This is a genomic window from Brevundimonas sp. TWP2-3-4b1 (assembly GCF_049897665.1).
In the GTDB taxonomy this organism is placed as follows: Bacteria; Pseudomonadota; Alphaproteobacteria; order Caulobacterales; family Caulobacteraceae; genus Brevundimonas; species Brevundimonas subvibrioides_B.
In genome coordinates this window covers 38,229-64,562 of sequence record NZ_JAFCWQ010000020.1, presented here as the reverse complement: position 1 = coordinate 64,562, position 26,334 = coordinate 38,229, and the positions used below count along the sequence as shown (strand labels likewise).

The 26,334-nt window shown below is 66.9% G+C and carries 31 protein-coding genes; 11 read left to right on the top strand and 20 right to left on the bottom strand.

From position 1 onward, the window contains the following. Positions 1 to 179, top strand: a 179-nt coding sequence (locus tag ACP7A5_RS14260) for a transposase (protein ID WP_426042535.1), incomplete at its 5' end; no start/stop codon positions are given. 406 nt (positions 180 to 585) lie between these two features. Here the strand turns inward: ACP7A5_RS14260 and ACP7A5_RS14255 are convergent. Next, positions 586 to 921: a hypothetical protein gene (locus ACP7A5_RS14255; protein WP_426042530.1), complete on the bottom strand. Its 336-nt coding sequence runs from the start codon at positions 919 to 921 to the stop codon at positions 586 to 588. A 101-nt stretch (positions 922 to 1,022) separates the two neighbouring features. Between ACP7A5_RS14255 and gatB the strand changes: the two genes are divergently transcribed. After that, positions 1,023 to 2,525, top strand: coding sequence for an Asp-tRNA(Asn)/Glu-tRNA(Gln) amidotransferase subunit GatB (gene gatB / locus ACP7A5_RS14250; protein ID WP_426042529.1), 1,503 nt, complete (start codon positions 1,023 to 1,025; stop codon positions 2,523 to 2,525). 79 nt (positions 2,526 to 2,604) lie between these two features. On the opposite strand, the gene ACP7A5_RS14245 is transcribed toward gatB, so the two are convergent. Next, the gene (locus tag ACP7A5_RS14245) at positions 2,605 to 3,525 is read right to left on the bottom strand and encodes a glycerophosphodiester phosphodiesterase family protein (protein WP_426042528.1); all 921 of its coding nucleotides are present in this window, start codon (positions 3,523 to 3,525) and stop codon (positions 2,605 to 2,607) included. 129 nt (positions 3,526 to 3,654) lie between these two features. On the opposite strand from ACP7A5_RS14245, the gene plsY reads away from it, so the two are divergent. Both plsY and dprA read left to right on the top strand, forming a co-directional pair. Beyond that, entirely contained in the window at positions 3,655 to 4,293 is a 639-nt protein-coding gene (gene plsY, locus ACP7A5_RS14240; protein WP_426042527.1) for a glycerol-3-phosphate 1-O-acyltransferase PlsY, read from the top strand. Continuing rightward, positions 4,290 to 5,372 (top strand): DNA-processing protein DprA, encoded by a 1,083-nt coding sequence (gene dprA / locus ACP7A5_RS14235; protein WP_426042526.1) that lies wholly within the window; start codon positions 4,290 to 4,292, stop codon positions 5,370 to 5,372. The genes plsY and dprA overlap by 4 nt, the downstream gene beginning before the upstream one ends. On the opposite strand, the gene ACP7A5_RS14230 is transcribed toward dprA, so the two are convergent. Beyond that, the gene (locus ACP7A5_RS14230; protein WP_426042525.1) at positions 5,369 to 5,536 is read right to left on the bottom strand and encodes a hypothetical protein; all 168 of its coding nucleotides are present in this window, start codon (positions 5,534 to 5,536) and stop codon (positions 5,369 to 5,371) included. The two genes, dprA and ACP7A5_RS14230, sit on opposite strands and share 4 nt — an antisense overlap. 229 nt (positions 5,537 to 5,765) lie before the next feature. On the opposite strand from ACP7A5_RS14230, the gene topA reads away from it, so the two are divergent. Continuing rightward, positions 5,766 to 8,408 carry a type I DNA topoisomerase gene (gene topA / locus ACP7A5_RS14225; protein ID WP_426042524.1) on the top strand — a complete coding sequence of 881 codons (2,643 nt, stop codon included), beginning with the start codon at positions 5,766 to 5,768 and terminating at the stop codon, positions 8,406 to 8,408. Positions 8,409 to 8,895: 487 nt separating this feature from the next. On the opposite strand, the gene ACP7A5_RS14220 is transcribed toward topA, so the two are convergent. From ACP7A5_RS14220 to ACP7A5_RS14195, 6 genes are all read right to left on the bottom strand, one after another. After that, positions 8,896 to 9,210: a GIY-YIG nuclease family protein gene (locus ACP7A5_RS14220; protein WP_426042523.1), complete on the bottom strand. Its 315-nt coding sequence runs from the start codon at positions 9,208 to 9,210 to the stop codon at positions 8,896 to 8,898. 450 nt (positions 9,211 to 9,660) lie between these two features. Continuing rightward, a complete protein-coding gene (locus tag ACP7A5_RS14215; RefSeq protein WP_426042522.1) occupies positions 9,661 to 10,482 on the bottom strand; it encodes a TIR domain-containing protein in 822 nt (273 codons plus the stop codon). Positions 10,483 to 10,551: 69 nt separating this feature from the next. Then, positions 10,552 to 12,084: an acyl-CoA carboxylase subunit beta gene (locus ACP7A5_RS14210; protein ID WP_426042521.1), complete on the bottom strand. Its 1,533-nt coding sequence runs from the start codon at positions 12,082 to 12,084 to the stop codon at positions 10,552 to 10,554. A 252-nt stretch (positions 12,085 to 12,336) separates the two neighbouring features. After that, positions 12,337 to 13,068 carry a DNA repair protein RecO gene (recO, locus tag ACP7A5_RS14205; RefSeq protein ID WP_426042520.1) on the bottom strand — a complete coding sequence of 244 codons (732 nt, stop codon included), beginning with the start codon at positions 13,066 to 13,068 and terminating at the stop codon, positions 12,337 to 12,339. After that, positions 13,068 to 13,553 (bottom strand): nuclear transport factor 2 family protein, encoded by a 486-nt coding sequence (locus tag ACP7A5_RS14200; protein ID WP_426042519.1) that lies wholly within the window; start codon positions 13,551 to 13,553, stop codon positions 13,068 to 13,070. The genes recO and ACP7A5_RS14200 overlap by 1 nt, the downstream gene beginning before the upstream one ends. A gap of 35 nt (positions 13,554 to 13,588) precedes the next feature. Then, positions 13,589 to 14,200, bottom strand: coding sequence for a flavodoxin family protein (locus ACP7A5_RS14195; RefSeq protein ID WP_426042518.1), 612 nt, complete (start codon positions 14,198 to 14,200; stop codon positions 13,589 to 13,591). Positions 14,201 to 14,516: 316 nt separating this feature from the next. Between ACP7A5_RS14195 and ACP7A5_RS14190 the strand changes: the two genes are divergently transcribed. The 6 genes from ACP7A5_RS14190 to ACP7A5_RS14165 are packed head-to-tail and all read left to right on the top strand — an operon-like array spanning position 14,517 to position 16,659. Next, positions 14,517 to 14,864: an ArsR/SmtB family transcription factor gene (locus ACP7A5_RS14190; protein ID WP_426042517.1), complete on the top strand. Its 348-nt coding sequence runs from the start codon at positions 14,517 to 14,519 to the stop codon at positions 14,862 to 14,864. Continuing rightward, a complete protein-coding gene (locus ACP7A5_RS14185) occupies positions 14,848 to 15,219 on the top strand; it encodes an SRPBCC domain-containing protein (RefSeq protein ID WP_426042516.1) in 372 nt (123 codons plus the stop codon). The genes ACP7A5_RS14190 and ACP7A5_RS14185 overlap by 17 nt, the downstream gene beginning before the upstream one ends. After that, entirely contained in the window at positions 15,131 to 15,352 is a 222-nt protein-coding gene (locus ACP7A5_RS14180; RefSeq protein WP_426042534.1) for an SRPBCC domain-containing protein, read from the top strand. Before ACP7A5_RS14185 ends, ACP7A5_RS14180 begins: the two co-directional genes overlap by 89 nt. 4 nt (positions 15,353 to 15,356) lie before the next feature. Beyond that, the gene (locus ACP7A5_RS14175) at positions 15,357 to 15,836 is read left to right on the top strand and encodes an SRPBCC family protein (RefSeq protein WP_426042515.1); all 480 of its coding nucleotides are present in this window, start codon (positions 15,357 to 15,359) and stop codon (positions 15,834 to 15,836) included. An 11-nt stretch (positions 15,837 to 15,847) separates the two neighbouring features. Next, positions 15,848 to 16,276: a VOC family protein gene (locus ACP7A5_RS14170; protein ID WP_426042514.1), complete on the top strand. Its 429-nt coding sequence runs from the start codon at positions 15,848 to 15,850 to the stop codon at positions 16,274 to 16,276. Beyond that, positions 16,273 to 16,659, top strand: a complete 387-nt coding sequence (locus ACP7A5_RS14165) for a DoxX family protein (RefSeq protein WP_426042513.1) — start codon at positions 16,273 to 16,275, stop codon at positions 16,657 to 16,659. The genes ACP7A5_RS14170 and ACP7A5_RS14165 overlap by 4 nt, the downstream gene beginning before the upstream one ends. A 24-nt stretch (positions 16,660 to 16,683) precedes the next feature. On the opposite strand, the gene ACP7A5_RS14160 is transcribed toward ACP7A5_RS14165, so the two are convergent. The 11 genes from ACP7A5_RS14160 to ACP7A5_RS14110 all read right to left on the bottom strand — a co-directional run bounded on the left by ACP7A5_RS14160 (position 16,684) and on the right by ACP7A5_RS14110 (position 26,333). Next, the gene (locus ACP7A5_RS14160) at positions 16,684 to 17,922 is read right to left on the bottom strand and encodes a serine hydrolase domain-containing protein (RefSeq protein WP_426042512.1); all 1,239 of its coding nucleotides are present in this window, start codon (positions 17,920 to 17,922) and stop codon (positions 16,684 to 16,686) included. Between the two features lie 146 nt (positions 17,923 to 18,068). Next, a complete protein-coding gene (era, locus tag ACP7A5_RS14155; RefSeq protein WP_426042511.1) occupies positions 18,069 to 19,019 on the bottom strand; it encodes a GTPase Era in 951 nt (316 codons plus the stop codon). Beyond that, positions 19,016 to 19,729, bottom strand: coding sequence for a ribonuclease III (rnc, locus tag ACP7A5_RS14150; protein ID WP_426042510.1), 714 nt, complete (start codon positions 19,727 to 19,729; stop codon positions 19,016 to 19,018). Before rnc ends, era begins: the two co-directional genes overlap by 4 nt. Further along, on the bottom strand, positions 19,729 to 20,451 hold the full coding sequence (lepB, locus tag ACP7A5_RS14145) for a signal peptidase I (RefSeq protein ID WP_426042533.1): 723 nt from the start codon (positions 20,449 to 20,451) through the stop codon (positions 19,729 to 19,731). The genes rnc and lepB overlap by 1 nt, the downstream gene beginning before the upstream one ends. 402 nt (positions 20,452 to 20,853) lie before the next feature. Then, positions 20,854 to 21,255: a holo-ACP synthase gene (gene acpS, locus ACP7A5_RS14140; RefSeq protein ID WP_426042509.1), complete on the bottom strand. Its 402-nt coding sequence runs from the start codon at positions 21,253 to 21,255 to the stop codon at positions 20,854 to 20,856. Then, entirely contained in the window at positions 21,252 to 22,004 is a 753-nt protein-coding gene (locus ACP7A5_RS14135) for a pyridoxine 5'-phosphate synthase (RefSeq protein WP_426042508.1), read from the bottom strand. The genes acpS and ACP7A5_RS14135 overlap by 4 nt, the downstream gene beginning before the upstream one ends. A 26-nt stretch (positions 22,005 to 22,030) precedes the next feature. Then, a complete protein-coding gene (gene pyrE, locus ACP7A5_RS14130) occupies positions 22,031 to 22,615 on the bottom strand; it encodes an orotate phosphoribosyltransferase (protein ID WP_426042507.1) in 585 nt (194 codons plus the stop codon). Positions 22,616 to 22,669: 54 nt separating this feature from the next. Continuing rightward, entirely contained in the window at positions 22,670 to 23,371 is a 702-nt protein-coding gene (locus ACP7A5_RS14125; protein ID WP_426042506.1) for an ABC transporter ATP-binding protein, read from the bottom strand. Further along, complete coding sequence (locus ACP7A5_RS14120; RefSeq protein ID WP_426042505.1) at positions 23,364 to 24,665, bottom strand: lipoprotein-releasing ABC transporter permease subunit; 1,302 nt, start codon at positions 24,663 to 24,665, stop codon at positions 23,364 to 23,366. The genes ACP7A5_RS14125 and ACP7A5_RS14120 overlap by 8 nt, the downstream gene beginning before the upstream one ends. Further along, the gene (gene proS, locus ACP7A5_RS14115; RefSeq protein ID WP_426042504.1) at positions 24,662 to 25,975 is read right to left on the bottom strand and encodes a proline--tRNA ligase; all 1,314 of its coding nucleotides are present in this window, start codon (positions 25,973 to 25,975) and stop codon (positions 24,662 to 24,664) included. The genes ACP7A5_RS14120 and proS overlap by 4 nt, the downstream gene beginning before the upstream one ends. A gap of 94 nt (positions 25,976 to 26,069) precedes the next feature. Then, positions 26,070 to 26,333 (bottom strand): DUF1467 family protein, encoded by a 264-nt coding sequence (locus tag ACP7A5_RS14110; RefSeq protein ID WP_426042503.1) that lies wholly within the window; start codon positions 26,331 to 26,333, stop codon positions 26,070 to 26,072. Position 26,334 lies beyond the last annotated feature (1 nt).

Below are 26,334 nucleotides of genomic sequence, written 5' to 3'. Positions count from 1 at the left end.
AGCCGGTCATCGACGGCCACATCTACAGCCTGCGAAACCTCGTCGAGCGATGTTTCTCAAAGCTCAAACACAGCCGACGACTGGCTACCCGATACGACAAGACCGCCGACAGCTTCCTCGGCTTCGTCGTCGTCGCATCCATCCGACTGTGGATCAGACACTTTGTCCACACCACCTAGGTCGGACCGGGTTTAAGCGGCGCAAAGGTCCGGGGGTCGAACAGACACCACCCCGGCAGGCTGCACGAAGCCCGTCGCCGGCCGCTCGCGTGAACCGGTCGCGACGGAGCCCCGGCGCGAGCCGAAAATTCTCATCTGGTCCCAGTAACGCGAAAGCAGGGGGCCATATCGGTTCCGGGCGACCGTCCGGGCTCCGTCGACTTCCCCGCAACTTCCGCCTCACGGGCAGGGAGCGCTCAATCACGTCTCCTCCCTGTCGCGCAGCGATGGGGAGGTGGATGCGAGCTCTTCGCGAGCAGACGGAGGGGGGCTTTGTGCACGCGAGACAAGAACCCCTCCGTCTCTACGCTTCGCTCCGAGACACCTCCCCACGCCTGCGGCGTAGGGAGGAGACCAAGGTAATCGCCTAGTCCGCCGGCAAGGCCTTCAGGTCGGCGTCGATGGCGGAGATGATCGCCGGAGTGACCGCGCCGCCCGACATCGGGGCGACCTGGCCCAGGGTCATGTCCTGGAACTGCGGCAGGGCCGGATGCTGGCTGACGCCCGGCAGGTGCTTCTCGACCACGGCGGCGGTCGCCGGATTGGCCAGCAGGTCCTTGATCGGACTGTCGATGGTCGGCAGGGCGGCGGCCTGAGCCGCGTGGCCGGCGTGGCCCGCATGATCCTGGGCGGGGGCGGTCTGGGCGAAGGCGGCCGTGGAAGCGGCCGCGAGGGCGGCGGCGGCGAGGATGGACTTGATCATAGCGACACTCCGGACGGTAAAGAACTCCAGATGACCCGCAAATCGCGACGGGCTCAAGACAGGAACTTTCGCTGCGGCGCACGCGGCGCTAGGAAAGCCGGATGACCGACACCCTCCCCTCCTCGAAACTGATCCAGGGCCGCACCGGCGACTGGGAAATCGTCATGGGTCTGGAAATCCACGCCCAGGTGGCGTCGAAGGCCAAGTTGTTCTCCGGCGCCGCCGTCGGCTTCGGCGCGGGCCCGAACGAACAGGTGTCGCTGATCGACGCGGGCTTCCCCGGCATGCTGCCGACGTTGAACCGGCACTGCGTGGAACAGGCCGTGAAGACGGGCCTGGGCCTGAACGCCGCGATCAACAGGAAAAGCCAGTTCGACCGGAAGAACTATTTCTACCCCGACCTGCCGCAGGGCTATCAAATTTCCCAACTCTACTTCCCCATCGTCGGCGAAGGCGTCGTCGAGGTGGAGGCCGAGGACGGCTCCTTCTTCAATGTCGGCATCGAGCGGCTGCACCTGGAACAGGACGCCGGCAAGCTGATCCACGACCTGTCGCCGACCGAGAGTTATGTCGATCTGAACCGCGCGGGCACGGCCCTGATGGAGATCGTCTCGCGGCCGGACATCCGCAGCCCTGAAGAGGCCGTCGCCTACGTCAAGAAGATCCGCACCATCCTGATCTATCTCGGCACCTGCGACGGCGACATGGAGAAGGGCAATCTGCGCGCCGACGTCAACGTCTCCGTCTGCCGCGTCGGCCAGTACGAGAAGTTCAAGGCCACCGGCGATTTCAGCCACCTCGGCACCCGCTGCGAGATCAAGAACGTCAACTCGTTCCGCTTCATCTCCCAGGCCATCAACTACGAGGCCCGTCGCCAGATCGAGATCCTCGAGGACGGCGGCAAGATCACGCAGGAAACCCGCCTCTACGATCCCACGGCCGGCGAGACCCGTTCGATGCGCTCCAAGGAAGAGGCGAACGACTATCGCTACTTCCCGGACCCCGACCTGTTGCCGCTTGAGCTGGAACAGGCCTGGATCGACGCCATCAAGGCCGACCTGCCCGAACTGCCGGACGCGAAGCGCCGCCGGCTGATGGCCGAGTACGGACTGTCACAATACGACGCCCTCGTCCTGATCTCGGAACAGGCCAAGGCCGACTACTTCGAGAAGGCCGCTAAAGGGCGTGACGCCAAGCTGGTCGCCAACTGGGTCACCAACGAACTGTCGGCACGTCTGGCCGCCGACCACAAGGACTTCTCCGAAAGCCCCCTGCCCGCCTCCCAGGTCGCCGAACTGGTCGCCCTGATCGAGGAGGGCGTGATCTCGTCCAAGATCGCCAAGGAAGTCTTCGACCACGTCTGGAACGGTGAGGGTTCGCCCCGCGCCGTCGTCGAGGCGCGCGGCCTGGTCCAGGTCAACGACACCGGCGCCATCGAGAAGGCCGTCGACGAACTGATCGCCGCCAATCCTGACAAGGCCGCCGCCGTCGCCGAAAAGCCCCAGGCCCTCGGCTGGTTCGTCGGCCAGGTGATGAAGGCCACCGGCGGCAAGGCCAATCCGGCCTCGGTCAACGAGATCCTGAAGGCGAAGCTGGGTCTCTGACATCGAAAGGCCCGCCCGGATCGCTCCGGACGGGCCTTTCACCATGGGTCCGCCGCCAGATGGTCAAGACACGCGCGCTTCAGCGCGGGCATCGCTGCGCCGCAGCCAGTTGGACGCCCAGCACCGACTGCACGGCGAGCGGCGTGTCGGTCGCGATCACGACCGCGCCCTGGTCGAACAGGGCGCGGTATTCGGACAGGTCGCCGTCCGCCGCATACTGGTCATCCAGCCGCCGGCCCGGCGCGCCGAGCGTGCCGAACTGGACCTCCACGCCCGCCGCGGCGAGCGACCGCCAAAGCGCGGGCCGGACTTCCCGCGTGCCGGTCCAGGCCAGGATCTGCGGCGCGTTCAGTCCCTCCAGACCCGCGACGTGGTCGAGTCCGGCCGAGATCATCATCTCGGGCGCCAGGGCCGCTACGGCGCGCGCCGTCCCCGGCGAATAGGTGATCAGAATGACCCGGTCCTGCGCATTCGCAGCCCGCACCTCGGCGATCACGGCCCGCGCCAGGGTGATCGTCGCCGCCTCATCGGCAGGTTTCAGGTCGATGCTAGCGATGGCTTCCGCACGACCGGCAGCGTCCAGCGCCTCGCGCAATGTCGGCGGCGGCGCGTCGGTCACATCGCCGTTGGTCGCTTCAAGCCGCGCCGTGCGCACCTCGGCGAAGGTCAGATCCGCGACCCGGCCCGTCCCCGTCGAGGTTCGCTCCATCGTCTCGTCGTGCATCAGCACCAGCCTCCCGTCCCGGGTCAGGACCGCATCGATCTCCAGGATCGCGCCCGGAATCGCTCGACCGGTCGCCTCGATGGCGGCGATGGAGTTTTCCGGCTGGTCATCGGCCGACTGCGCCCGGTGCGCCGAGATGGCCACGCCCCCGCCCTGTCTCACACAATCAAAATAGGCTGCGAGGGCCGGCGCGTCCGACACGCTCCGCATCGGCGTCACCGCGCATCCGGAAGCCAGAAGGGCGGTCATCAGCGCAGGAGCGAGGAAGCGGGTCATGGGGCGGCCTGTACGATCGAGGCCGTCCTCATAGCCCTCCCGATCGACTGGCGTAAGACAGGCGCGTCTCTTGCCCGCGCCTCGCCACCGACGCATGTTCGGGGTCAACGAATATCGGGAGAGAATCGGTTGCAGGATCTTGTGGCGCCGGCCTTGGGCACGCTCGCGGCGGTGGCTGTCGGCGGCTACCTGCTGGGCTCCATTCCGTTCGGCGTGCTCATCACCCGCGCCGCCGGCGCCGGCGATGTGCGCACCATCGGCTCAGGCAACATCGGCGCGACCAATGTGCTCCGCACCGGCCGCAGGGACCTGGCGCTCGCCACCTTGCTGCTTGACGCGGGCAAGGGCGCCGCCGCCCTGCTGATCGCGCGGCATCTGTTCGGTTCGGACGTCGCGGGCGCCATCGCCGGCGGCGCGGCCTTCCTCGGCCACCTGTTCCCCGTCTGGCTGGGCTTCAAGGGCGGCAAGGGAGTGGCGACCTTCTTCGGCCTCCTTATCGCCGCCTGCTGGCCACTGGGCCTCATGGCCGGGGCCACCTGGCTGATCGTCGCCTTCGCCCTGCGGTATTCGTCACTGGCGGCGCTGGCGGCCGCAGCGGCAGCGCCGATCTATGCCCTGCTGCCCCTGCCCGCCATGGCTTTGCCGGCCGCCCAGCCGATCTTCTGGCTGGCGATCGTCACGGCGGTCCTGATCTACATCCGGCATAACGAGAACATCGGCCGCCTGCTGAAGGGGGCCGAACCTCGCATCGGCGCCGCCAAGACGTGAGCCTGCCGGAAGCCGAGCGCTTCGCCCGCTTGCGCCTCGCGCGCGCAGAGCGAGTCGGCCCGGTTTCCTTCCGCCAGCTGCTGGACCGGTTCGGCAGCGCCGGGCACGCACTGGACGCCCTGCCCGACCTGATCCGAAAAGGCGGCGGCCACGGCTACAGCCTGCCGCCGGTCGAGCAGATCGAACAGGAGCTGGCGGCCGGCGACCGGGCCGGAGCCGGGCTTCTGGTGCTCGGCGACGCCGCCTATCCGCCGATGCTCGCCGCCGTCGATCCGCCGCCGCCAGTTCTTTGGACCCGGGGCGATGCGGCTCTGCTTTCGCGAGAGGCCGTCGCCGTGGTAGGCGCCCGGGTCGCCTCGGCGGGCGGTCAGCGCATCGCGCGCGGCCTCGCCCGGCAGTTGGGACAGGCGGGGTTCGTCGTTGTCTCGGGCCTGGCGCGCGGTATCGATGCGGCGGCTCATGCCGGGGCGATCGAGACGGGCACGGTTGCAGTGCTCGGCGGCGGGGTGGACGACGTCTATCCCTCCGAGAACGCCAGCCTCTATGACCAGATTCTCGAGCGAGGCTGTGTCGTGTCTGAAAGCCCGATGGGCGCGCGGGCCCAGGCGCGGGATTTCCCGAGGCGCAACCGGATTATCTCCGGGCTGTCGCGCGGCGTGATCGTGGTCGAGGCCGAACTTCGTTCAGGATCCTTGATCACCGCCCGCCTGGCCAACGAGCAGGGACGGGATGTCTTCGCTGTACCGGGTTCACCGCTGGATCCCCGGTCGAAGGGGCCGAACGAACTGCTCCGGCAGGGCGCCATCCTGTGCGAAGGCATCGACGATGTCCGCCGCGCCTTCGAGACGCTGAGGACCCTGCGCGAACCTCCGGTCGATCATCCCTTCGAGGGGGCCCCGGACGAGATCGACGCAGCCTTCCTCGACCGGGTCGCCGACCTCCTTTCGCCGACCCCGACGCCGCGCGACGAGATCGCCCGCGCCCTTGACGCGCCGATCGGCGACGTGGCCGCCGCGCTGCTGGAGCTCAGCCTGGCCGGGCGGGCGACACTGCTGCCGGGCGGATCGGCCTCGATCTAGGCCGGGCGACGCCGACCCGGCTCGGCGCGTTGCGCCCCGGAGCGGCTCAACGGCTCGCCGGCCAAGGCCGCTGCGCTTTCCAGCAACCGTCCCAGCGCCTCATCGCCGTCCCACCGCGCCATCTGGGCCAGCTCCAGCGCCATGGCGCCGATATATTCACGCACGGGGAAACCCGTCGCTGCTTCGTCCTGCGCGGCCCTGATCGGGGTCGCTCCTGCCGTTTCACTCGCGCGCTGCATCGCCATAGCCCTTTCCATAGCCACCGGAGCCATTGGATACAACCATAAGTATCTTGGCAACCTTGACGAGAGAATGAGCTGGAATGTCTCGCCCGGTTGACAGGGTTCGCAACCCCAACCACGTTCCAACCCCCTCCTCCCAGACTGAGCCGTAATGAATCTCGTTATCGTCGAGAGCCCCGCGAAGGCCAAGACCATCAATAAATACCTCGGCCCGGACTTCGAGGTTCTGGCGTCCTACGGGCACGTTCGCGACCTGCCGTCCAAGGACGGATCGGTGAAGCCGGACGACGACTTCTCGATGGATTGGGAGATCGACGCCAAGGCGTCGAAGCGTCTCTCGGAGATCGCCGAGGCGGCCAAGCGCGCCGACCGCGTCATCCTGGCCACCGACCCCGACCGCGAGGGTGAGGCGATCAGCTGGCATGTTCTGGAAATCCTGATCAAGAAGAAGGTGCTGAAGGACACGCACGTCGAGCGCGTCACCTTCAACGCCATCACCAAGTCGGCCGTGCTCGAAGCCATGGCCAATCCGCGCCAGCTCGACATGGAACTGGTGGAAGCCTACCTGGCCCGCCGCGCGCTGGACTATCTGGTCGGCTTCACCCTGTCGCCGGTCCTGTGGCGCAAGCTTCCGGGCGCCCGTTCGGCCGGACGGGTGCAGTCGGTCGCCCTGCGCATCGTCGTCGACCGCGAGATGGAGATCGAGCGGTTCAAGGCCCAGGAATACTGGTCGATCGAGGCCGACCTGGCCGCCGACAGCCCGCCCTTCACCACGCGTCTGGTCAAGCACGAGGGCAAGCGGATCCAGCGTCTGGACATCCCCTCTGAGTCTGTTGCGTTCGCCGCCCGCGACGCGATCAAGGCCGGCGAGTTCACCATCAGGTCGATCGAGAAGAAGCCGGTCCGCCGCTTCCCCTCCCCGCCCTTCACCACCTCGACCCTGCAGCAGGAGGCGTCGCGCAAGCTCGGCTTCGACGCCCAGCGCACCATGCGCGCGGCCCAGAAGCTGTACGAGGGCGTCGATGAGACCGGCGGCCTGATCACCTATATGCGGACCGACGGCGTCCAGACGACGCCCGAGGGCATCGCCCAGGCGCGCGAAGTCATCAGCGAGACCTTCGGCCCCGCCTTCGTCCCGGCCGAGGCCCGCTACTACAAGACCAAGGCCAAGAACGCCCAGGAGGCGCACGAGGCGATCCGCCCGACCAATATCGCCCGCCGCCCCGACAGCCTGCGGCTCGAGAGCGACCTGCAGCGGCTCTACGAACTGCTCTGGAAGCGGATGGTCGCCTCCCAGATGGAGGCCGCGCGTCTGGACCGGACCACGGTCGAGGTCGAGACGCCCGACGGCCAGACGGGCCTGCGCGCCACCGGCCAGGTCGTGACCTTCGACGGCTTCCTGGCCGTCTACGAGGAAGGCCGCGACGAGAAGCAGAAGGGCGCCGAGAGCGAGGAGGACGACGACACCGCTCGCCTGCCCGCGCTCAAGGAAGGCGCGAAGGCGAAGGTCGAGGCGATCCGCACCGAACAGCATTTCACCGAGCCGCCGCCTCGCTTCTCGGAAGCCACCCTGGTCAAGAAGCTGGAAGAGCTCGGCATCGGGCGACCCTCGACCTATGCCTCGATCCTGACGACCCTGCGCGACCGCGAATACGTCCGCATGGACAAGAACCGCTTCTATCCCGAGGACAAGGGACGGCTGGTCACGGCCTTCCTCGAGCAGTTCTTCCGCAAATGGGTGGAATACGATTTCACCGCGGCGCTGGAGACCCGGCTGGACGAGGTTTCGGCCGGCGAGCTGAACTGGAAGGTGCTGCTGCGCGAGTTCTGGAGCGACTTCCATGTCGCGACCCAGGCGGCGGGCGAACTGCGCACCACGGCCATCCTGGACGCCCTGAACGAAAGCCTGGGCGCCCATATCTTCCCGATGAAGGAAGACGGTTCGGACCCGCGCGAATGCCCCCTGTGCAAGCAGGGCCAGCTGAGTTTGAAGACCAGCCGCTTCGGCGCCTTCGTCGGCTGCTCTCGCTATCCCGACTGCAAATTCACCCGGCCGGTGGCGGCCCCGGATGCCGCTGACGGCGGCGCCGAGGGCGGCGACCGGGAACTGGGCGTCGATCCGGTCACCGGCCTGCCGGTGCAGCTGAAGATCGGCCGCTTCGGCCCCTATGTCGAAACCGCCGTACCGGACGAGGAGAAGCCCAAACGCTCCTCCCTGCCCAAGGGCTGGAGCCCGGCGTCGCTGACGCTGGAGCAGGCCCTGCGCCTGCTGGGCCTCCCGCGCGAGGTGGGCGACCACCCCGAGGACGGCAAGCCGATCACGGCGGGCCTGGGTCGCTATGGCCCCTTCATCCTGCACGCCGGCACCTATGCCAATGTCGCGGACATCGACGAGGTGTTCGAGATCGGCCTGAACCGCGCCGTGGTCCTGCTGGCCGAGAAGCGGGCCGGCGGGTTCAAGGGCCGGGGCGCCGCCACAGCGCCGCTGAAGGACCTGGGCGCCCACCCCGAGACGGGCGAGCCGGTGCACGTCATGGCAGGCCGCTTCGGGCCGTATGTGAAGTCGGGCAAGATCAACGCCACCCTGCCCAAGGGCACGGCGCCCGAGGACATGACCATGGAGGTCGCCGTGCCCCTGCTGGCCGCCCGCGCCCTGGTCGCGCCCAAGCCCAAGAAGGCCCCGGCCAAGAAGGCGGCGCCCAAGGCCGCGGCCAAGAAGCCGGCGGCGAAGAAACCGGCTGCCAAAAAGGCCGCGCCGAAGAAGGCTCCTGCCGCGAAGACGGCGGCGGAGTAGCCTCCTGGCTCCCCGCCAGCTCCGGCTGGCGGGCCTCGGCCTCCCGGGACGACACGGGCTGAACCGGCTGGGCTGAGGCTGGCGTCCAGACTCCGAAAATGGAGTCTGAATCGTCCGTTGAGTCTGGATCAGGCACGTCGGCGCCGGACTCCAAAACACCGTCCGATGCGTCCGAAGCGTTCGAACCGTTCGGATAACCTCCCCTGCGTCGCGCCCCATCCGCTCCACCCTCACGAAACGGATCAGTATGGGGGCGTTTCGGGGGGTGATGGGTAAAACGCCTCTCATTAGAGCCGGCCGTTGATTTCAAACGCGGATTCGGACGATCCGTTGATGGGTATCGCACCAATTCCGTGCATCCCCGCGAAGGCGGGGACCCAGGTTTTGAAATCAGCGCCGCAGGAACAGCCCCACGGTCAACCGGCGAACACCTGCTCGGCCGTCGGCGAGCGGAGGCGGTTGCGGGAGCAGATGAAGAGGGAATTGGTCATGAGTGGTCGCCTGTCAGCAAGGCCGGATACAGGTCGGTCCAGTGCGGATTGGTTTCCTCGACCAGGGCGAATTTCCACGGTCGCAACCAGCGCTTGATGCGTTTCTCCCGCAGGATCGCCTGATCGACGTATCGGTGATGCTCGTACCAGATCAGCAGATCTGTCTTTCGCTCGCGGCTGTAGCCGTCGATCTGCCCGTGCCTGTGCTCGCCGATCCGCCGGACGAGATCGTTGGTCATGCCAACATAGAGCCAGCCGCACGGTCCGCTGGCGACGATATAGACCCAGTAGTGGTGGTCGACCTTTCCCATCGCGCCGCCACTTTGTCGCGCGCAACCATACGCGTCAAGATTGTGTGAAGGCCTTGTCATCCCCGACGAAGCGAAGCGGAGATCGCTCTTTTGTCATCCCCGACGGAGCTAAGCGGAGATCGGGGACGGACCAGACCCCATGTTTCCAGCCACGCCCGGACAGCCCGCTTAGGCTGAGCCGGGCGACAGCCTGCGGCCACAGGAGGTTGGGATTTGCCCTGAACGCCGCAGCCAGGCGTCATCCACCCGTGCCGCCGCCACCCGTCTCCCGGCTCAGCCCAAGCGGGCTGTCCAGGAGGGGTCAGGGGGTGGGAGAGCGTGCCGTCCCGGCTCTTCGCTTCGCTACGGCCGGGATGACAAGAAGAGCGGCGCGTTGCCTTGTCATCCCGGAAGCGCCGCAGGCGCTATCCGGGATGGTTGCGGGCGCAGAGGAAGAGGAGGTTGGTCACCCTATCCCGCCATGATGCGGTTCCAATCGATCGTATGCCCTGCCGCCTGCAACTCACGACCCAGAGCCGTCTTCCATGCGCCAGCCACGTCGAACTCACTCCAGACGACACCAGCGAAGTCTGAAGGAAACTCTATTTGACCACGGCGCAATGCACACACGTTTGATCGCCCGAGCTTCCCAATGAAGAAGCCCAGTTCCAGCAATACATTTTGTCGCGCGCGGGCTTCCAACTCGGTGTCATTCTTCGCTTTCCCCAAATCATCGGGAGTAAGAAGGACAACGGCGAAATCGACGTCTGAATAGGCTTCAACCTTCTCAATAACCGTGCGCCCTTGGTTGGCCTTCTCGTGCAGGACAACCGCTTCAAATCCCAAACATTCCAAGAAGCGAGCAACAGCCTCCTTTGCTTCGTTATCATGGCCGTGCGCAACAAATACACGTTGGGAAAACTGCTTCGCTGCTGGAATTACAGCTGATTTTGTCTCCAGCGGCGGCGCACTGTCTCCGATCTCCTCCTGAAGCCCGCGAATAGCCTGACGGATTATCGCCAGCGCGTTCTCTTTTCCGGCGCTGAGGTATTCATGGACTTTTGACGGAGGAGTTTCTCCACCGCCCATAAATACAGGTCCTCGATCCAGCGAACCGGCCTGGTGGTATCGGACATACTCCACCGTATCCGCTCCGAATGTGCGTTGAAGCGCTTCGTCGATTGCAGCTTCAAGAGCTTTCGTTTCAGGGGCCCAGCGCTTTGACACGGATGTCGGATCAAACGCCTCGAGATCGAGGACGCGGCGGTTGAGCCGTTCGACGCCCTTGACCATCTGCTCAGTTGAGAGATGCGCCGCTCTGACGGAAGGTGGAGGGCGACGAGCCATCGTGGAATCCCCGAATCACAGCGGAATATTATCGTGCTTCTTCCACGGGTTCGTCTGCTGTTTGTTCTTCAACGTCCGTAGGGCCCGGATCAGCCGCCGGCGCGTGCCGTGCGGCATGATCACGTCGTCGATGTATCCTAGGCCCGCCGCCACGAACGGGTTGGCGAAGCGGGCCTTGTACTCGGCCTCCCGCGCCGCCAGGGCCTCCGGGTCGCCGGCTTCCTTGCGGAAGATGATCTCGACCGCGCCCTTGGCGCCCATGACGGCGATCTCGGCCGAGGGCCAGGCGTAGTTGACGTCGCCGCGCAGGTGTTTGGAGCTCATCACGTCATAGGCGCCGCCATAGGCCTTGCGCGTGATCACGGTCAGCTTGGGCACGGTGGCCTCGGCATAGGCGAACAGCAGCTTGGCGCCGTGCTTGATCAGGCCGCCGTACTCCTGGCGCGTGCCGGGCATGAAGCCGGGCACGTCGACGAAGGTGACCAGAGGGATGGAAAAGGCGTCGCAGAAGCGCACGAACCGGGCGGCCTTGCGCGAACTGTCGATGTCGAGGACGCCGGCCAGGACCTGGGGCTGGTTGGCGACGATGCCGATCGGCTGGCCGTCCAGCCGGCCGAAGCCGCAGACGATGTTCCTGGCGAAGTCGGCGCCGATCTCGAAGAATTCGGCCTCGTCGACCGTCTTCAGGATCAGCTCCTTGATGTCATAGGGCTGGTTCGGATTGGCCGGGACCAGGGTATCGAGCGAAGCCTCGTCGCGGTCGGGGTCGTCGTAGCTGTCGCGGACCGGGGGCTTCTCGCGGTTCGACAAAGGCAAAAAGCCGATCAGGCGGCGGACCTCGCTGAGGGCCTCCAGATCGTTCTCGAAAGCGCCGTCGGCGACGCCGGACTTCTGCGAATGCACGCGGGCGCCGCCGAGGTCCTCATGCGTCACGACCTCGTTGGTGACGGTCTTCACCACGTCGGGGCCGGTCACGTACATGTAGGAGGTGTCCTTCACCATGAAGATGAAGTCGGTGATGGCGGGGGAATAGACGTCGCCGCCGGCGCAGGGGCCCATGATGACGCTGATCTGGGGGATGACGCCACTGGCAAGCGTGTTCTGGAGGAAGATGTCGGCATAGCCGGCGAGGCTCTCGACCCCCTCCTGGATGCGGGCTCCGCCGGCGTCGAACAGGCCGATGATGGGCGCGCCATTGGTCAGGGCCATGGTCTGGAGCTTGACGATCTTAGCCGCATGCGCGCCGCTCAGAGAGCCGCCGAAGACCGTGAAATCCTTGGAGAAGACATAGACCAGACGACCGCCGATCGTGCCGCGTCCGGTGACCACGCCGTCGCCGGGGACGCGCTGGGTTTCCATGCCGAAGTCGTGCGAGCGGTGCTCGACGAACATGTCGGTCTCTTCGAAGGAGCCCTCGTCCAGCAGGACCTCGATCCGCTCGCGGGCCGTCAGCTTGCCCTTGGCGTGCTGCGAGGCGATGCGGGCAGGGCCGCCCCCCTGACGCGCGGCTTCGCGGCGGGTTTCGAGCTGTTCGAGGATGGGCGTCATGCGGGCGGTCTCCGTGTCGTTATGGATTAGGAGGCGGGCGGTTGGGAGGCAAGCAGAGCGAGTCTCCTCCCTGTTCGCCTCTTGGCGAATGGGGAGGTGGCGCGGCGCTTCTTCAGCGCCGTGACGGAGGGGGCGAGGCGGCGTTGAAGGTCGGGCTTCCCATCGTCGGGACCGTGTCGCCCCCTCCGCCAGCTCGCGAAGAGCTCGCTGCCACCTCCCCATCGCTGCGCGACAGGGAGGAGACAGTGTGCGCTACAACCGCCCCTGCTCCGCCAGCTTGTCGACCAGCCAGACGCGGGCCGCCGGGATCGGCCTGTTCTGGGGGTGGAAGACGAACTGTTCGAGGAAATGGCCGGTCAGATCGAGGCCGGCGCGGACATCGCCTTCCGACAGGCCCGCCTGGGCGCCCAGCATGAAGGGCGGCAGTTTCAGCAGCTTGTCGGCATAGGGCGCACCAGCCTCGCGGGACACGGCGCGGCCGGTGCGGGGGCTTACCCACAAGAGATCATCCATTGATCCGGTGACAGCGCAGCGCGACAGGTCCAGGCCGAAGCCGAGATCCTCCAGCAGACCGGCCTCGAAACGCACGAAGATGGCGGGCCAGACGGCCGGGATCTGGAACGCCGCCATCAGGGCCTCGAAGGCCAGGAAGGCGCCGGGGTGGGGCTCGCGTTCCGGCAGGGCGCCTTGGGCCACGGCGGCGGCGGCGGCGAGGCCGGTCAGGGCCAGGCCGTCGTCGAACAGGGCGCTGGGCCCCTCCCCCACCGGCTCCAGACGCGCCGAGCCGAGGTGGTCGCTGGTCCGGGCGCGATAGTCGGCGATGACCCGGGCGCCGGGCTGGAGGAAGGGCTTCATGCGCCGCGACGCCCCGCCGGCGACATAGGCCGAGTGGCGGCCATGGGTCTCGGTCAGCAGGTCGGCGACCACGCCGGTGTCGCCATGGGCCCGCGCCGACAGGACGAAGGCCTCTTCGTGGAATTCCATCAGGGCGCCGGGTCTTCCCCGGCCGCTTCGTAGGTCTTGATGATGCGGGCGATGGGGCTGGCCAGGTCGTTGGGAATGGCGAGGCTGAGCACGTACTGTTCGATCTTCCAGCCGTCGGCGGTCAGTCGCATCACGCCGGAGCCGCGTGTACGGCCGTAGCTGTCGTTGGTCAGCTGTTCCTCAAACCAGGCGATGCAGCGGCACTCGATCGGGGCGATGGTGATGGTCCGTTCGGTGGCCGGATAGGACCAGCCGTTGCCCTCATTGAAATAGGGGGTGGCGTAGGCGCGCAACTCCGCGATGGTCCAGTGCTCGCCGGCGTCGGTGCCGACGAAGCGGGCGTCGGCCGTATAGAGGGCGAAATAGGCGTCGGCGTCGGCGGCGGCCGAGGCGACGTTCAACTGGTCGAGGACGGCGGCGACCTCGGCCTTGGCTGGGTCGGGCGTGGTCTGGACCGCCAGAGCCAGCATGAGCGCTGCAAACATCGACGCCTCCCAATGGTGAAGCGCGAACCCTAGTCTTACTCGCCGCTTTCCGGAACCGGATAGGTGTCCGGCTTCAGAACCTTCGACAGGGCGATCAGGTTGCGGGCGGCGTTGCGGCCGACGCGATCAGAATAATCGTGGCCCTGATCGGTCTCGACATAGTCCGGGCCGGGGCCCGGGCCGAGGTGCCAATAGGTCCAGCTCTGCGCCGGGATGGTGAAGCCCATGTCGATCAAGCCTTGCGAGATCGTCGCCACGATATGGTGGGCGCCGTCCTCGTTGCCGGTGATGACGATGCCCGCAACCTTGCCGAAGGCGACGGGGCGGCCGGTGTCGTCGGTCTCGCCGAACCAGGCGTCCATACGTTCGAGCGCGCGCAGGGCGACGCTGGACATCTGACCGAGCCAGGTCGGGGTGGCGAACACAACGATGTCGGCGGCCTTCAGCTTCCTGTCGACGCCCGGCCATTGGTCGCCACCGCCCTCGTCGGCGGTGAAGCCGGGCTTGATGTCGAGATCGACCAGTCGGATCATTTCGACGTCGGCCCCGGCCTTCTCCAGCCCGGCGATGACGACCTTGGCAAGCGCCTCGGTGTTGGAGACGCCGGGCGAAGGCTTGAGGGTGCAGTTCAGGACGACGGCGCGCATGGTGATCTCCGGGCTTGGTCGGGAGAACGGACGGCGATTGAGCCTGTTCCTCCCCTTCTTTCGTCATCCTCCGGCGAAGCGCAGCGGAGACCGGGGGACACAGTGGCGCGCGGGAGCGCGAACCTGCCGCGCACACGCCTGCTTCTGACATCGAGCGTGAACAGATCGCCTTCGGCGCCGCTGCGTCCCCCGGTCTGCGCCGCCAAGCGGCGACTTGCCGGAGGATGACGAAAGAAGAGGAACCGCATTTAACCGAAAGGTTGACAACCCGATCCAGACAGAGCATTTAACCGATCAGTTCAACACGAAACCCGTCATGCAGACCGATCCCCTCTCCGCCAAGTTCGCCGCCCTGGCCGACCCGACGCGTCGGGCCATCCTGGCCAGGCTGACCGAGGGCGAGTGTTCGGTCGGCGACCTGGCGGAACCGTTCGACATGAGCCTGCCGGCCGTTTCCAAGCATCTGAAGGTGCTCGAGAAGGCTGGTCTGATCTCTCGCGGCAAGGAGGCCCAGTGGCGCCCCGCCCGACTGGAGCCGATGGGCCTGAAGGGCATGGCCGAGTGGCTGGAACACTACCGCCGCTACTGGGACCAGAGCTTCGACCGTCTGGAAGATTATCTGCGCAAGATTCAGAAAGGAAACGACGATGGCAATAGAAGCTGAGACCAATCCCTGCGACACCGACGGCGCAGCACACGCCTTCGACCTGACGCTGGAACGCATTATCGATGCGTCGCCGGAGAAGGTCTTCAGGGCCTATACGGACCCCGCGATCCTGGCCCAGTGGTTCGCGCCCAAGCCCTGGAAGATCGTCGATCCGATCATCGAGGCCCGCGTCGGCGGCCGCTTCAACTTCACCATGCACGGGCCGGACGGCGAGGTGTTCCCGAACAGCGGCGTCTTCCCTCGAGGTCGTACCCAACCGCCGCATCATCACCACCGACGCCTTCACCTCCGGGTGGAAACCGGCCGGCCAGCCCTTCATGGTCGCCCGCGTCGACATGGAGCCGACCGGTGACGGCAAGACGAAATACACGGCCGTCGCCAGCCACTGGAACGAAGACGCGATGAAGCAGCACGAGCAGATGGGCTTCCACGAGGGCTGGGGCACCGTCGCCGACCAGCTGGCCGAAATCGTGAAGACGTTCTGATCCGATGAGCCCCCTCGTCGCCGAGACACCCGCCCGTCCGACCCTGAACCTGCAGCGCGTTTTCGATGCGCCGCGCGACCTCGTCTGGCGCGCCTGGTCCAACCCGGAGATCCTGGTGCTGTGGATGGGGCCGGTCGAATGGCCGGCCGTCAGCGCCACAGTCGACTTCCGGGTCGGTGGCGAGTGGCGCATCTGCCTGCGCTCGCCGACGACCGGCGAGGACCTGTGGCAGGGCGGGGTCTATCGCGAGATCGTCGCCCCCGAACGGATCGTCTTCACCTTCAGGTGGGACGAAAGTCACGAGGACGGTCCGCCCGTCGACACCCTGGTCACCGTCCGCTTCGCCGAAACGGCGGACGGCCGGACACACATGGACTTCACCCACGAGGGCCTGAAGTCCGAACAGAGCCTGACCGGCCACAAACATGGCTGGACCTCCACCGCCGACCGGCTGGAAGCCTGGCTGGCCGCCAACCCCGACTGAAGGTGAGCAGAATGAAGATCGTGACCAGTCTGAGCTTCCCCGGCACCTGCCGCGAAGCCTTCGATTTTTACGCCGGCGCTCTGGGCGGCGAGATCACGGCCGCCATCCCCTATGGCGAGGGTTTCCCCGGCATGCCGACGCCGCCGCAGATCCGCGACTGGCTGATGCACTGCTGGCTGCAGGTCGGCGACCAGGCGATCATGGGCTCCGACATGCACCCGGACTTTGCGCCGGACATGCACAAGCCAAAGGACGGCTTCGACGTCACCCTGCATTTCGACAAGGTCGAGGACGCTCGCCGCATCTTCGAGGGCCTGTCGCAGGGCGGCGAGGTCCGCATGCCGTTTGCCGAGAGCCCCTGGTCGCCCGGCTTCGGCGGCTTCACCGACAGGTTCGGCGTGCCGTGGATGATCAACACCACGCCTGCGGCCCAGTCGTGAAGGCCTCGCCGAAGGTCTGGTCCGGTCGCGTCCTGACCGGCCTGTTCGCCCTGTTCATGCTGGGCGCCTCGATCACTCCGAAATTCATGGGCATGCCGATCGCGGCCCAGACCCTGGTCGATCTTGGCTGGTCGCCCGAGTGGGTTCTGCCGATCGGTCTGATGGAGCTCGGCTTCCTCGCCCTCTACCTCTATCCGCGCACCAGCGTGCTGGGCGCCGTCATGATGACCGGCCTGCTCGGCGGAGCGATGGCGACCCAGGTACGGATCGACAATCCCTTGTTCACCCACCAGCTGTTCAGCCTGTATCTCGGTCTCCTCATGTGGGGTGGGCTGTGGCTCCGGGACCCGAAGCTGCGGGCGCTGTTCCCCTTCCGGCGCTGAGATGCGAACGGGCGGCTCTGGCGGCTAGTCCGCCAATGCGGTCGGGAACGCATGGCCGAGGACCTCTGCCATGGCCTGTTGCGAGATCAGCAGGACCTGTTGCTGCTGATGATAGTTGTTCGACAGCACGATCACGGCGATCCGCTTGTCCGGCTGCCAGACCTCGATGTTGCGGAAGCCCGACCAGCTGCCGGTATGGTAGATTTCCCAATCCTGGAAGGCGGGGGTGACCCGCGCGCCCAGCCGGTTGGCCATCAGGCCGTAGCCCCAGGCGCGATGGGGCCGCCCGCCCCGCTCGTTCGGCTGGTCGGCGGGAGAATGGTCCATGATCATCTGGGCGTAGCTGTATGGGCTCAGGACATGACCGCCGTGCAGGGCCTGTTCCCACACCAGCTGATCGTCCAGGGTCGAATAGAGGGCGCCGGCGCCGGCCACGATCGAGACGTTCGGATTGCGCTGGGCCGTCAGCCCCTCGGGGAAGGTCGCGTGGCCGGTGACGATGCCGAGGTCCGTATCGTCGTCGAAGCCGGTGTCGGTCATGCCGAGCGGCTCGAAGAAAGCTGTGCGTAGATAGTCGGGGAAGTGCTGGCCGCTGGCCTTCTCGACGATGGCGGCGGCCAGGTTGAAGCCGGCGTTGTTATACCGGACCTTGGTTCCCGGCTCGAACGACAGCCGGAACAGTCTGGAGTCCTCGGTCAGTTCGTCAAGCGTCGCGGGGGTGGTGCGGCGATTGCCCCAGCCGGGGCGGGCCATCAGGTCGGGAATGCCGGAGGTATGCGAGATCAGGTGATGGATCTTAAGCGGCGCCCAGGCGGCGGGGCACGGCTGGATCCATTGGCAGACCGGATCGCCGATGGTCAGCCTGCCCTCGTCCTGCAGCTTCAGGATGGCGGCGGCCGTGAACTGTTTCGAGATCGAGGCGAGGCGGAAGCGCGAACCGACCCGAAGCGGCGCCCCGGTGGCGACGTCGGCGGTTCCGTAAGCCTGGCGGAACAGGATCTCGTCGCCGCGTGCGACCAGGACGGCGCCCATGAACCGGCCGGCGTCGGCCTCGCGTTGCAGGCGGGCGGTCAGTTGCGGCAGGGCCTCGACGACCTCGACCGGCGGGCGCGGCGGCAGGGGCGCGAGACGCGACGAGGCCGTCGGCGGCGGCTGCGAGGTCAGGACGGCGGCAAGACCGGCGCCGCCTATCAGGACGACGGCGGCGATCAGGCCGAGGAAGAGCCGGGGATGGTTCCCGGCGGTACGCGGAACGTGAAACATCGGGCTTGGTTAGTCAGTTTTCGGGATTCGTCATCCCACGGACCGATCCCATTTCCGTCATCCCCCACTCTTTTCCGTCATCTCTGGAGCGCAGCGAACCCGAGGATGACGGAAGAGCATGGGTGAGCGACGGATGCGGTGGTCGACTACGCGTTGAAGTCGAGGCCGAACTGGGCGTAGAGCGCGCGGCTGTCCTGCCACTTCGGATCGACCTTGACGGTGATGAACAGGTGGACCGGACGGTCCAGCAACTCCGTCAGTTCCTCGCGCGACTTCTGGCCGATCCATTTCAGGGTCTGGCCGCCCTTGCCGAGGATGATGGGGCGCTGGCTCTCGCGCTCGACATAGATGGTCTGTTCGATGCGGGCCGAGCCGTCGGCTTTCTCGTCGAAGGCCGTCGTCTCCACGGCGGCCGAATAGGGCAGCTCCTCATGGACGCGCAGATAGACCTTCTCGCGCGTGATCTCGGCGGCGAGGACGCGGATCGGCACGTCGGCGGACTGGTCTTCGGGATAGAGCCAGTGGCCCAGCGGCATATCGCGCGCCAGACGCTGTTTCAGGTCGTCGACGCCGTCGCCCGAAAGAGCCGAGATCATATAGACCTCCGAATAGACGCCGGTCTCGAACAGGCTGTGCGACAGGGCCAGCAGGGTGTCGCGGCGCATGCCATCGATCTTGTTGAGCACCAGAATGACCTTGGTCCCCGTGGCCTTCAGGTTGGCGATGATGGTCTCGGTGTCCTCCGCCGACTTGCGGTCCGCGCCCGTGCCGTCCTTGCCTTCCGAGGCGATGTGGGAGGCCGCGTCGATCAGGTGGACGACGACGTCAGCGTCCTGGGCTCCGCCCCAGGCCGAGGCGACCATGGCCCGCTCCAGCCGGCGCCGCGGGGTGAAGATGCCCGGGGTGTCGACCAGCACGATCTGGGCGTCGCCCTCGATGGCGATGCCGCGCACGGGAAAACGCGTCGTCTGGACCTTCTGGGTGACGATGGAGACCTTGGATCCCGTCAGCCGGTTCACCAGCGTCGACTTGCCGGCGTTCGGCGCGCCGATGATGGCTGCAAAGCCCGCGCGGTGCTGGGGGTTGGTATCAGTCAAATCACGCCTTCACGTTGGAGCATGGCCATGGCGGCCGCTTTTTCCGCGTCCTGACGCGAACGTCCAGGAGCGGTCAAGGGTTCGACCCCTTCGATGGAAACCTCGACCGTGAAGGTCGGGGCATGGTCGGAGCCGGTCTGGCCCACGACGCGATAGGTCGGCAGGGGGCGACCCTGGCCTTGCGACCATTCCTGCAGGGCGGACTTGGGATTGTTCAGGGCGCGCGGCGCCGGCGTGGCCAGTTCTTCGGCCCAGACGCGGTCAAACATGGCGCGGGCGGCGTCCAGGCCTGCGTCGAGGAAGACGGCGGCCAGCAGGGCCTCGACGGCGTCGGCGACGACCCCCTCCTTGCGACGACCGCCGGTCTTGGTCTCTCCGGGCGAGAGACGCAGGGCCTCGCCGATGCCGAGACGTTCGCCGACGCGGCCGCACGCATGCTTGTCGACCAGGGCGTGCAGGCGCGAGGACAGCTCACCCTCGTCCGCCGCAGGAAAATCGGTGTGCAGCCGCTGGGCGACCAGCAGGCCCAGGACGCGGTCGCCGAGGAACTCGAGCCGTTCGTTGTGGCGCGCAGGCTTTCCGGCGGCCTTGTCGGCCCCCTCCCCAACGCTGGAATGGGTCAGCGCCCGCTCCAGAAGGGCGGGGTCGCGGAACGCGTGGCCGATGCGGTCGACCAGGGCGGCCACTGCTTCGGCGCGGGCATTGGCCATCAGTCGAGGACGCGGAAGAAGCGGCTGGGCCGGACATTGGCGAACCAGCTGACCGGATTGAACAGCGAAGCCCCGGGCTCCCACGAGAACATGATGATCTCGGCCTTGCCGACGAGGTTCTCGTCGGGAACCAGGCCGACGCCGGCCGATTCCTGGACGCGGCTGTCGATCGAGTTGTCGCGGTTGTCGCCCATCATGAAATAGTAGCCGGCCGGAACTTCATAGACCGGGGTGTCGTCCAGATCGCCGCCGGGGCCGAAGTCCTGGATGGTGATGGTCTTGCCGCCCGGCAGGGTCTCGCGCACCTGGGTGACCGGACGCGGGCCGAAGATGTCATTGACCTCGCCCTGGCTGACGACCACGTCCTGAACCGGCTGGCCGTTGATATGCAGCCTGTTGGCGATCATCTGGATCTGGTCGCCCGGCAGGCCGATGACCCGCTTGATGTAGTCGGTCTTGTCGTCGCGCGGCAGTTTGAACACGACGATGTCGCCTCGCGCCGGCGCGCGACCGAACACCCGATCGTCGCCCAACGGCAGGTTGATCGGCAGGCCCGACGAGAATTTGGAATAGCCGTAGGCCCATTTGGACACGACGATGTAGTCGCCCTCGTAGAGGTTGGGCTCCATCGAGGCCGACGGGATGGTGAAGGGCTGGAACAGCAGGACGCGCAGGACGAAGGCGATGGCCAAGGCCACGACGACCGTCTTGACGATCTCCATCGCCTCAGAACCGGCCGATCCGCCATCGTCGTCGTTCTCGTCGTCCTTGACGCGGACCTGGGCGGGGCCGGGGATCTTTTCCTTCTTGTCGTCGAAGGGGGCGTCGCCGGCGTCGCTCCAGATCGGACGATGCGTGTCGGGGGTCACGACGGGGTCCGGGGTGACCGTGTGATCGCTCTCGGAGGCGGCGAACTCCGCCTCGGGCGTCACGGCATCCGGCTCGCTCGGGGTCAGGTCCACATCGTCAGGCGAGACGTCCTGGCTGACCACGGAGGACGATTCCGCGTCCGTCGTGTCGACCACGGGCTTTTCGCCGTCTTCGGGCTTGTTGTCGCTCATCGTGTGAAAGCTCGATCCCTGGCCGCCGAACGCGGCTCGTATCCGCGCACGGGTATAGCCCGATTACGCCGTGGGCAAGGCTTCGATCACCACGAAGGCGAGTGCATAGGGGTGTTCGTCGGAAAGCGTCAGATGAATGTGCGGGGTGTGGCCTGCAGGCGTCAGCCGCTTCAGGTGCTCCGCCGCCGGGCCGGTCAGGGCCAATGTCGGCTGGCCCGAGCCCAGGTTCACCACACCCACGTCCTTCCAGTAGACGTCGCGGCGCATGCCGGTGCCCAGGGCCTTGGCGCAGGCCTCCTTGGCCGCAAACCGTTTGGCGTAGCTCCAGGCGACGTCGGGCTTGCGTTCGGAGCGGGCGCGTTCGATCCCGGTGAAGCAGCGGGTCTTGAAGCGGTCGCCGAAGCGGTCGATCGACGCCTGGATGCGCCGGATGTCGGTCAGGTCGGCTCCGACGCCGATGATCACGTCCCTGCGCCGGTCCGGACGGCCTCCATCGCCCCGCGCATGCGGCGGATGGCGGCGGCGAGGCCGACGAACACCGCCTCCCCGATCAGGAAATGGCCGATGTTGAGCTCGCGGATCTCGGGGATGGCCAGGACCTCGGCGGCGGTCTCGTAGTCCAGTCCGTGACCGGCGTGGACCTCCAGCCCGAGGATATCGGCCTGGGCGCAGGCGGCGGCGAGGCGATCGAACTCCACGCCGCGCTGTCCGACCGGCAGGTGGCAATAGCGGCCGGTGTGGAACTCCACGACCTGGGCTCCGACGGCGGCGGCGGCCTCGACCTGTTCGGCCGAGGGATCGATGAACAGGCTGACGCGGATGCCGGCGTCGCTCAGCGCCTGCACCACGGGTGCCATGGTCGCCTCGTGTCCGGCCACGGCCAGACCGCCTTCGGTGGTGACCTCCTCGCGCCGCTCGGGCACCAGACAGGCGGCGTGGGGCCGGTGACGCAGGGCGATGGCCAGCATCTCGTCGGTCACAGCCATCTCGAAGTTCAGCGGTTTGCCGGCCTCCGAGCACAGGGCGGTCAGGCGTTCGACATCGGCGTCGCCGATGTGGCGGCGATCCTCACGCAGGTGGGCGGTGATGCCGTCCGCTCCGGCGCCGATGGCCTCCTGGGCCGCGCGCACGGGATCGGGATGGACGCCGCCGCGCGCGTTCCGGACCGTCGCGACATGGTCGATGTTGACGCCGAGGCGAACCTTTTCTCTCACACTGACCCCCGCTGGAAGTTTTGAAATCACTTGGACAGCCGCCGGCTGCCCGGATCCTCGACCGGGATCGCCGCCAGTTCAGGCGGCAGGGCGTCGGCGGGCCAGGCGGGCACGTCCAGCGTCGCCAGGGCCACCAGCGGCACGCCGACAGCGGCCCGCCCGCCGGAGCGATCGACGATGCAGGCGGCGGCCACCACCGTGCCGCCGGCGGCCTGGATGGCCGCGATGCATTCGCGGCTCGACAGGCCCGTGGTGACGATGTCCTCGACCATGACGACCTTCTCGCCCGGCTCGACGTGGAAGCCGCGACGCAGCTTGAAGGCCCCGCCCTCGCGCTCGACATACATGGAGCGGACATTCAGGTGTTTCGCCGTCTCATAGCCGGGAATGATGCCGCCGACGGCCGGAGAGATGGCGACATCGACCGGCCCGACGGTGGCGACGATCTTCTCGGCCAGGGTCTTGCACAGCCGCTCGCAACGGGCGCCGTCCATGAAGACCAGATTCTTCTGCAGGAAGACCGGGCTGTGCAGCCCCGACGAGAGGACGAAATGTCCCTCGCGCAGGGCGCCCGCGGCGCGGAACTCGTTCAGGACGTCTTCGGTGTTCATGGCGCCGTTCTAGGACGTGAACCCCGTCAGGTGAAGCGTGGCCTTGCGCCTGCGTCAGTATTCCCGGCTCTCGGCCTGGCGTTGTTCCAGATGGCCGTCCTTCAGGGCGAAGACGCGGTCCATGTGACCGGCCAGCTCCATATTGTGGGTGGCGATCAGGGCGGCGACGCCGGTCTCCTTGACCAGTTTCTGCAAGGCCTCGAACACAGTCTGGCTGGTGGCCGGATCGAGATTGCCCGTCGGCTCGTCGGCCAGCAAAAGGCGCGGCCTGTTGGCCAGGGCGCGGGCCAAGGCGACGCGCTGCTGTTCCCCGCCGGACATCTGGGCCGGCTGGTGCAAGGTGCGTTCGGACAGGCCGAGAGCGCCCAGGGCCTCCTCGGCGCGCGCGCGGGCCTGTTCCAGAGAATAGCCGGCGATCCGCATCGGCAGGGCGACATTGTCGCGCGCGTCGAACTCCGGCAGCAGGTGGTGGAACTGGTAGACGAAGCCGACGCTGCGCAGACGCAGCCGGGTCCGGGCCCGCTCGTCCAGAGTCCCGACGTCTTCGCCATCGATGCGGACCTCACCAGAGGTGGGGCGCTCCAGCAGTCCGGCCGCGTGCAGCAGGGACGACTTGCCAGACCCCGACGGGCCGATCAGCCCGACCAGTTCGCCGGGAAAGATGTCGAGGTCGACGCCCTTGAGCACCGTCAGGTCGCCCTGGCCGGTCGTATAGGTGCGCGTCACCCCGCGCAGGGAGAGGACCGGGCTACTCATAGCGCAGGGCCTCCACAGGATCGATCCGCGACGCGTTCCACGACGGCGGCAGGCTGGCGACGCAACTCATCAACAGAGACCAGAAGGCGACCCACATGACGTCGACCGGATCGACCTCGGCCGGGATGGCGTCGAGCATATAGACGTCGGCGTTGAACAGCTGGACCCCGGTGATCGCCTCCAGGAAATGCTGGATCGCGCCGATGTTGAGGCAGAACAACAGGCCCAGGGCCAGCCCCGCCAGTGTTCCGGCCACGCCGATGGTGGCGCCGGCCATGAAGAAGACGCGCAGGATCGACGAGGGGCTGGCCCCTATGGTGCGCAGGATGGCGATGTCGCGGCCCTTGTTCTTCACCAGCATGACGATGCCGGAAATGATGTTCATGGCGGCGATGGCGACGACGAGGCCGAGGATGATCGACATCGCCACCCGCTCGACCTTCAGCGCGCCCCAGAAGGCCGCCAGCTTGTCACGCCAGTCGACGACGAACCCGCCCGGACCGGCCGCCTCGCGGACAGGCGCGAGGTAGTCGCCGACGCGGTCGGGATCAGCGACCTTTATCTCGATGACGTCCCACAGTCCCTCCTTGCCGAAGAACAACTGGGCCTGTTCGAGCGGCATGAAGATGAACGCGCGGTCGTAGTCGGCCGTGCCCGAGGAATAGGTCCCGCCGACAGTGTAGGTCTTGTTGAGCCCGCCGAGATTTCCGAATGCCGAGTCGGCGCCGGTCGGCGAATAGATCTCGATCGGATCGCCGACCCGCAGGCCCAGCGAATCCGCCAGGGCCTGGCCGACCAGCACATTGTCGCCGCCGTAGGCGCCCTGGCCGAAGCTGGCGCGCGCCTGGTCCGACAGGCTGGCGTTGACGTATTTCATGGTGTCGAGGTCGGCGGGGGCGATGCCGCGCACGAAGGCGCCGGTCGTCTGGCCGCTAGCCCGGATGATGGCTTGGGACTCGGTCAGGGGCGTGACGCTGACGACGCCCTCGACGCCGCGCAGACGATCGACGATGGCGTCGCGGTTCGAAGCGTTCAAGACCTCGCCCTGGACGTACATATGGCCGTTGAAGCTCAGCATCCGGCCCAGCAGTTCATTCCTGAACCCGGCCATGATGCTCATGACGCTGATCAGCACGGCGACGGCCAGCATGATGCCGATGAAGGAGATGATGGCGATGGTCGCGACGCCGCCCTCCTTGCGCCTGGCGCGCAGGTAACGCAGCGCGAGGCCGATCTCCCAGGCAGAGAAGGCGCCGGCGGGTTTGGGCGGAGGGGTCGTCGTGCTGACCGTCAACCGATGGCCTCCAGAGCGGCGTCCAGGGCCACGGTCGACTTCTCGCTGGTCGCCCGGCGCTTCAGCTCGACCACGCCCTCGGCCACGCCCTTGGGACCGATGACCAGCTGCCACGGAATGCCGATCAGGTCGGCGGTGGCGAACTTGCCGCCCGGACGCTCGTCGGTGTCGTCATAGAGGACCGACTTGCCGGCCTTCTCCAGAGCCTCGACGGCCGCCTCGCAGGACTCGCAGACCGACGGATCGTTGGCGCGCAGGTTGATCACGACCACGTCGAACGGGGCCACGGCGTCCGGCCAGATGATCCCCGCGTCGTCATGGCTGGCCTCGATGATGGCGCCCAGCAGACGCGACACCCCGACGCCGTAGGAGCCCATGTGGACATCGGTATCGACGCCGTCCGGCCCAGCGACCTTCGCCTTCATCGGGGCCGAGTACTTCGAGCCGAAGTAGAAGATGTGGCCGACCTCGATGCCGCGCGCGGTCAGGCGATCGCCTTCCGCCGTCTGGCTCTCGAACTGGGCGGCGTCATGCATTTCCTCGGTCGCGGCGTAAAGCGAGGTTCGCCCGTCGACGATGGCCTGCAGGTCGTTCCAGTCGACGTCGGGACCTGGAGCCGGCATCTCGACGAGGGCCTTGTCGCAGAAGACCTGGCTCTCGCCCGTGTCGGCCAGGACGATGAACTCGTGGCTCAGGTCGCCGCCGATCGGGCCGGTGTCGGCGCGCATCGGCACCGCCTTCAGACCCATGCGGGCGAAGGTGTTCAGATAGGCCACGAACATGCGGTTGTAGGCCCGGCGGGCGGAGGCCTCGTCGATGTCGAAGCTGTAGGCGTCCTTCATCAGGAACTCGCGGCCCCGCATGACGCCGAAGCGCGGCCGACGCTCGTCGCGGAACTTCCACTGGATGTGAAACAGGTTCAGCGGCAGGGCTTTGTAAGATTTGACGAAACTCCGGAAGATGTCGGTGATCATCTCCTCGTTGGTGGGGCCGTACAGCAGCTCGCGTTCGTGCCGGTCCGTAATGCGCAGCATCTCCGGCCCGTAGGCGTCGTAGCGGCCCGACTCGCGCCACAGGTCGGCCAGTTGCAGCGTCGGCATCAGCAGTTCGACGGCCCCTGCCCGCTCCTGCTCCTCGCGCACGATCTGTTCGATGCGATTGAGGACGCGCAGACCCAGCGGTAGCCAGGCGTAAATGCCGGCGGCCTCCTGTTTGATCATTCCGGCGCGCAGCATCAGCTGGTGCGAGACGATCTGGGCGTCGGACGGCGCCTCTTTCAGCGTGGGCAGGAAATAGCGCGACAGGCGCATGGCGGATTCCAAATCGAGTCAGGGATACGTCAGTGCTTTAACCGGGTCGGCACGGCGAAAGCTAGGCGGCATTCCTCCCCCGATGAGGGAGGATTCAGCGAACCGGCGGGGCGAGGTCCGGCAGAGGCATCCAGCCGATAAAGACCAGCCACATCACGAACATCCACAGCAGGAACGACACCCAGGTCGTGGTGATGAATTTCCGCTTCAGGTTCGGCGTCTTCGGCGCGCCCCACTGGCTGCCGTCGGTCGGTGGCTCGTGCGTCTCGCTGGCCGTGCCCAGCGGCAGGACAGTGAACAGAACCACCCACCAGACAACAATGTAGATGGCGAACATGGTGATCGGGCCGATGGGCATG

Coding starts and splice junctions, on each gene's coding strand:
- lepB (WP_426042533.1), bottom strand. CDS start 20,451: ATGGAGATCGTCAAGACGGTCGTCGTGGCCTTGGCCATCGCCTTCGTC.
- ACP7A5_RS14215 (WP_426042522.1), bottom strand. CDS start 10,482: ATGGTCAAGGGCGTCGAACGGCTCAACCGCCGCGTCCTCGATCTCGAG.
- ACP7A5_RS14200 (WP_426042519.1), bottom strand. CDS start 13,553: ATGTTTGCAGCGCTCATGCTGGCTCTGGCGGTCCAGACCACGCCCGAC.
- ACP7A5_RS14125 (WP_426042506.1), bottom strand. CDS start 23,371: ATGAGTAGCCCGGTCCTCTCCCTGCGCGGGGTGACGCGCACCTATACG.
- ACP7A5_RS14245 (WP_426042528.1), bottom strand. CDS start 3,525: ATGACCCGCTTCCTCGCTCCTGCGCTGATGACCGCCCTTCTGGCTTCC.
- ACP7A5_RS14110 (WP_426042503.1), bottom strand. CDS start 26,333: ATGCCCATCGGCCCGATCACCATGTTCGCCATCTACATTGTTGTCTGG.
- pyrE (WP_426042507.1), bottom strand. CDS start 22,615: ATGAACACCGAAGACGTCCTGAACGAGTTCCGCGCCGCGGGCGCCCTG.
- ACP7A5_RS14210 (WP_426042521.1), bottom strand. CDS start 12,084: ATGACGCCCATCCTCGAACAGCTCGAAACCCGCCGCGAAGCCGCGCGT.
- ACP7A5_RS14175 (WP_426042515.1), top strand. CDS start 15,357: ATGAGCCCCCTCGTCGCCGAGACACCCGCCCGTCCGACCCTGAACCTG.
- recO (WP_426042520.1), bottom strand. CDS start 13,068: ATGGAATTCCACGAAGAGGCCTTCGTCCTGTCGGCGCGGGCCCATGGC.
- ACP7A5_RS14190 (WP_426042517.1), top strand. CDS start 14,517: ATGCAGACCGATCCCCTCTCCGCCAAGTTCGCCGCCCTGGCCGACCCG.
- ACP7A5_RS14170 (WP_426042514.1), top strand. CDS start 15,848: ATGAAGATCGTGACCAGTCTGAGCTTCCCCGGCACCTGCCGCGAAGCC.
- proS (WP_426042504.1), bottom strand. CDS start 25,975: ATGCGCCTGTCGCGCTATTTCCTGCCCACGCTGAAAGAGGCGCCGTCC.
- gatB (WP_426042529.1), top strand. CDS start 1,023: ATGACCGACACCCTCCCCTCCTCGAAACTGATCCAGGGCCGCACCGGC.
- topA (WP_426042524.1), top strand. CDS start 5,766: ATGAATCTCGTTATCGTCGAGAGCCCCGCGAAGGCCAAGACCATCAAT.
- ACP7A5_RS14195 (WP_426042518.1), bottom strand. CDS start 14,200: ATGCGCGCCGTCGTCCTGAACTGCACCCTCAAGCCTTCGCCCGGCGTC.
- rnc (WP_426042510.1), bottom strand. CDS start 19,729: ATGGCCAATGCCCGCGCCGAAGCAGTGGCCGCCCTGGTCGACCGCATC.
- ACP7A5_RS14185 (WP_426042516.1), top strand. CDS start 14,848: ATGGCAATAGAAGCTGAGACCAATCCCTGCGACACCGACGGCGCAGCA.
- ACP7A5_RS14220 (WP_426042523.1), bottom strand. CDS start 9,210: ATGGGAAAGGTCGACCACCACTACTGGGTCTATATCGTCGCCAGCGGA.
- ACP7A5_RS14160 (WP_426042512.1), bottom strand. CDS start 17,922: ATGTTTCACGTTCCGCGTACCGCCGGGAACCATCCCCGGCTCTTCCTC.
- ACP7A5_RS14255 (WP_426042530.1), bottom strand. CDS start 921: ATGATCAAGTCCATCCTCGCCGCCGCCGCCCTCGCGGCCGCTTCCACG.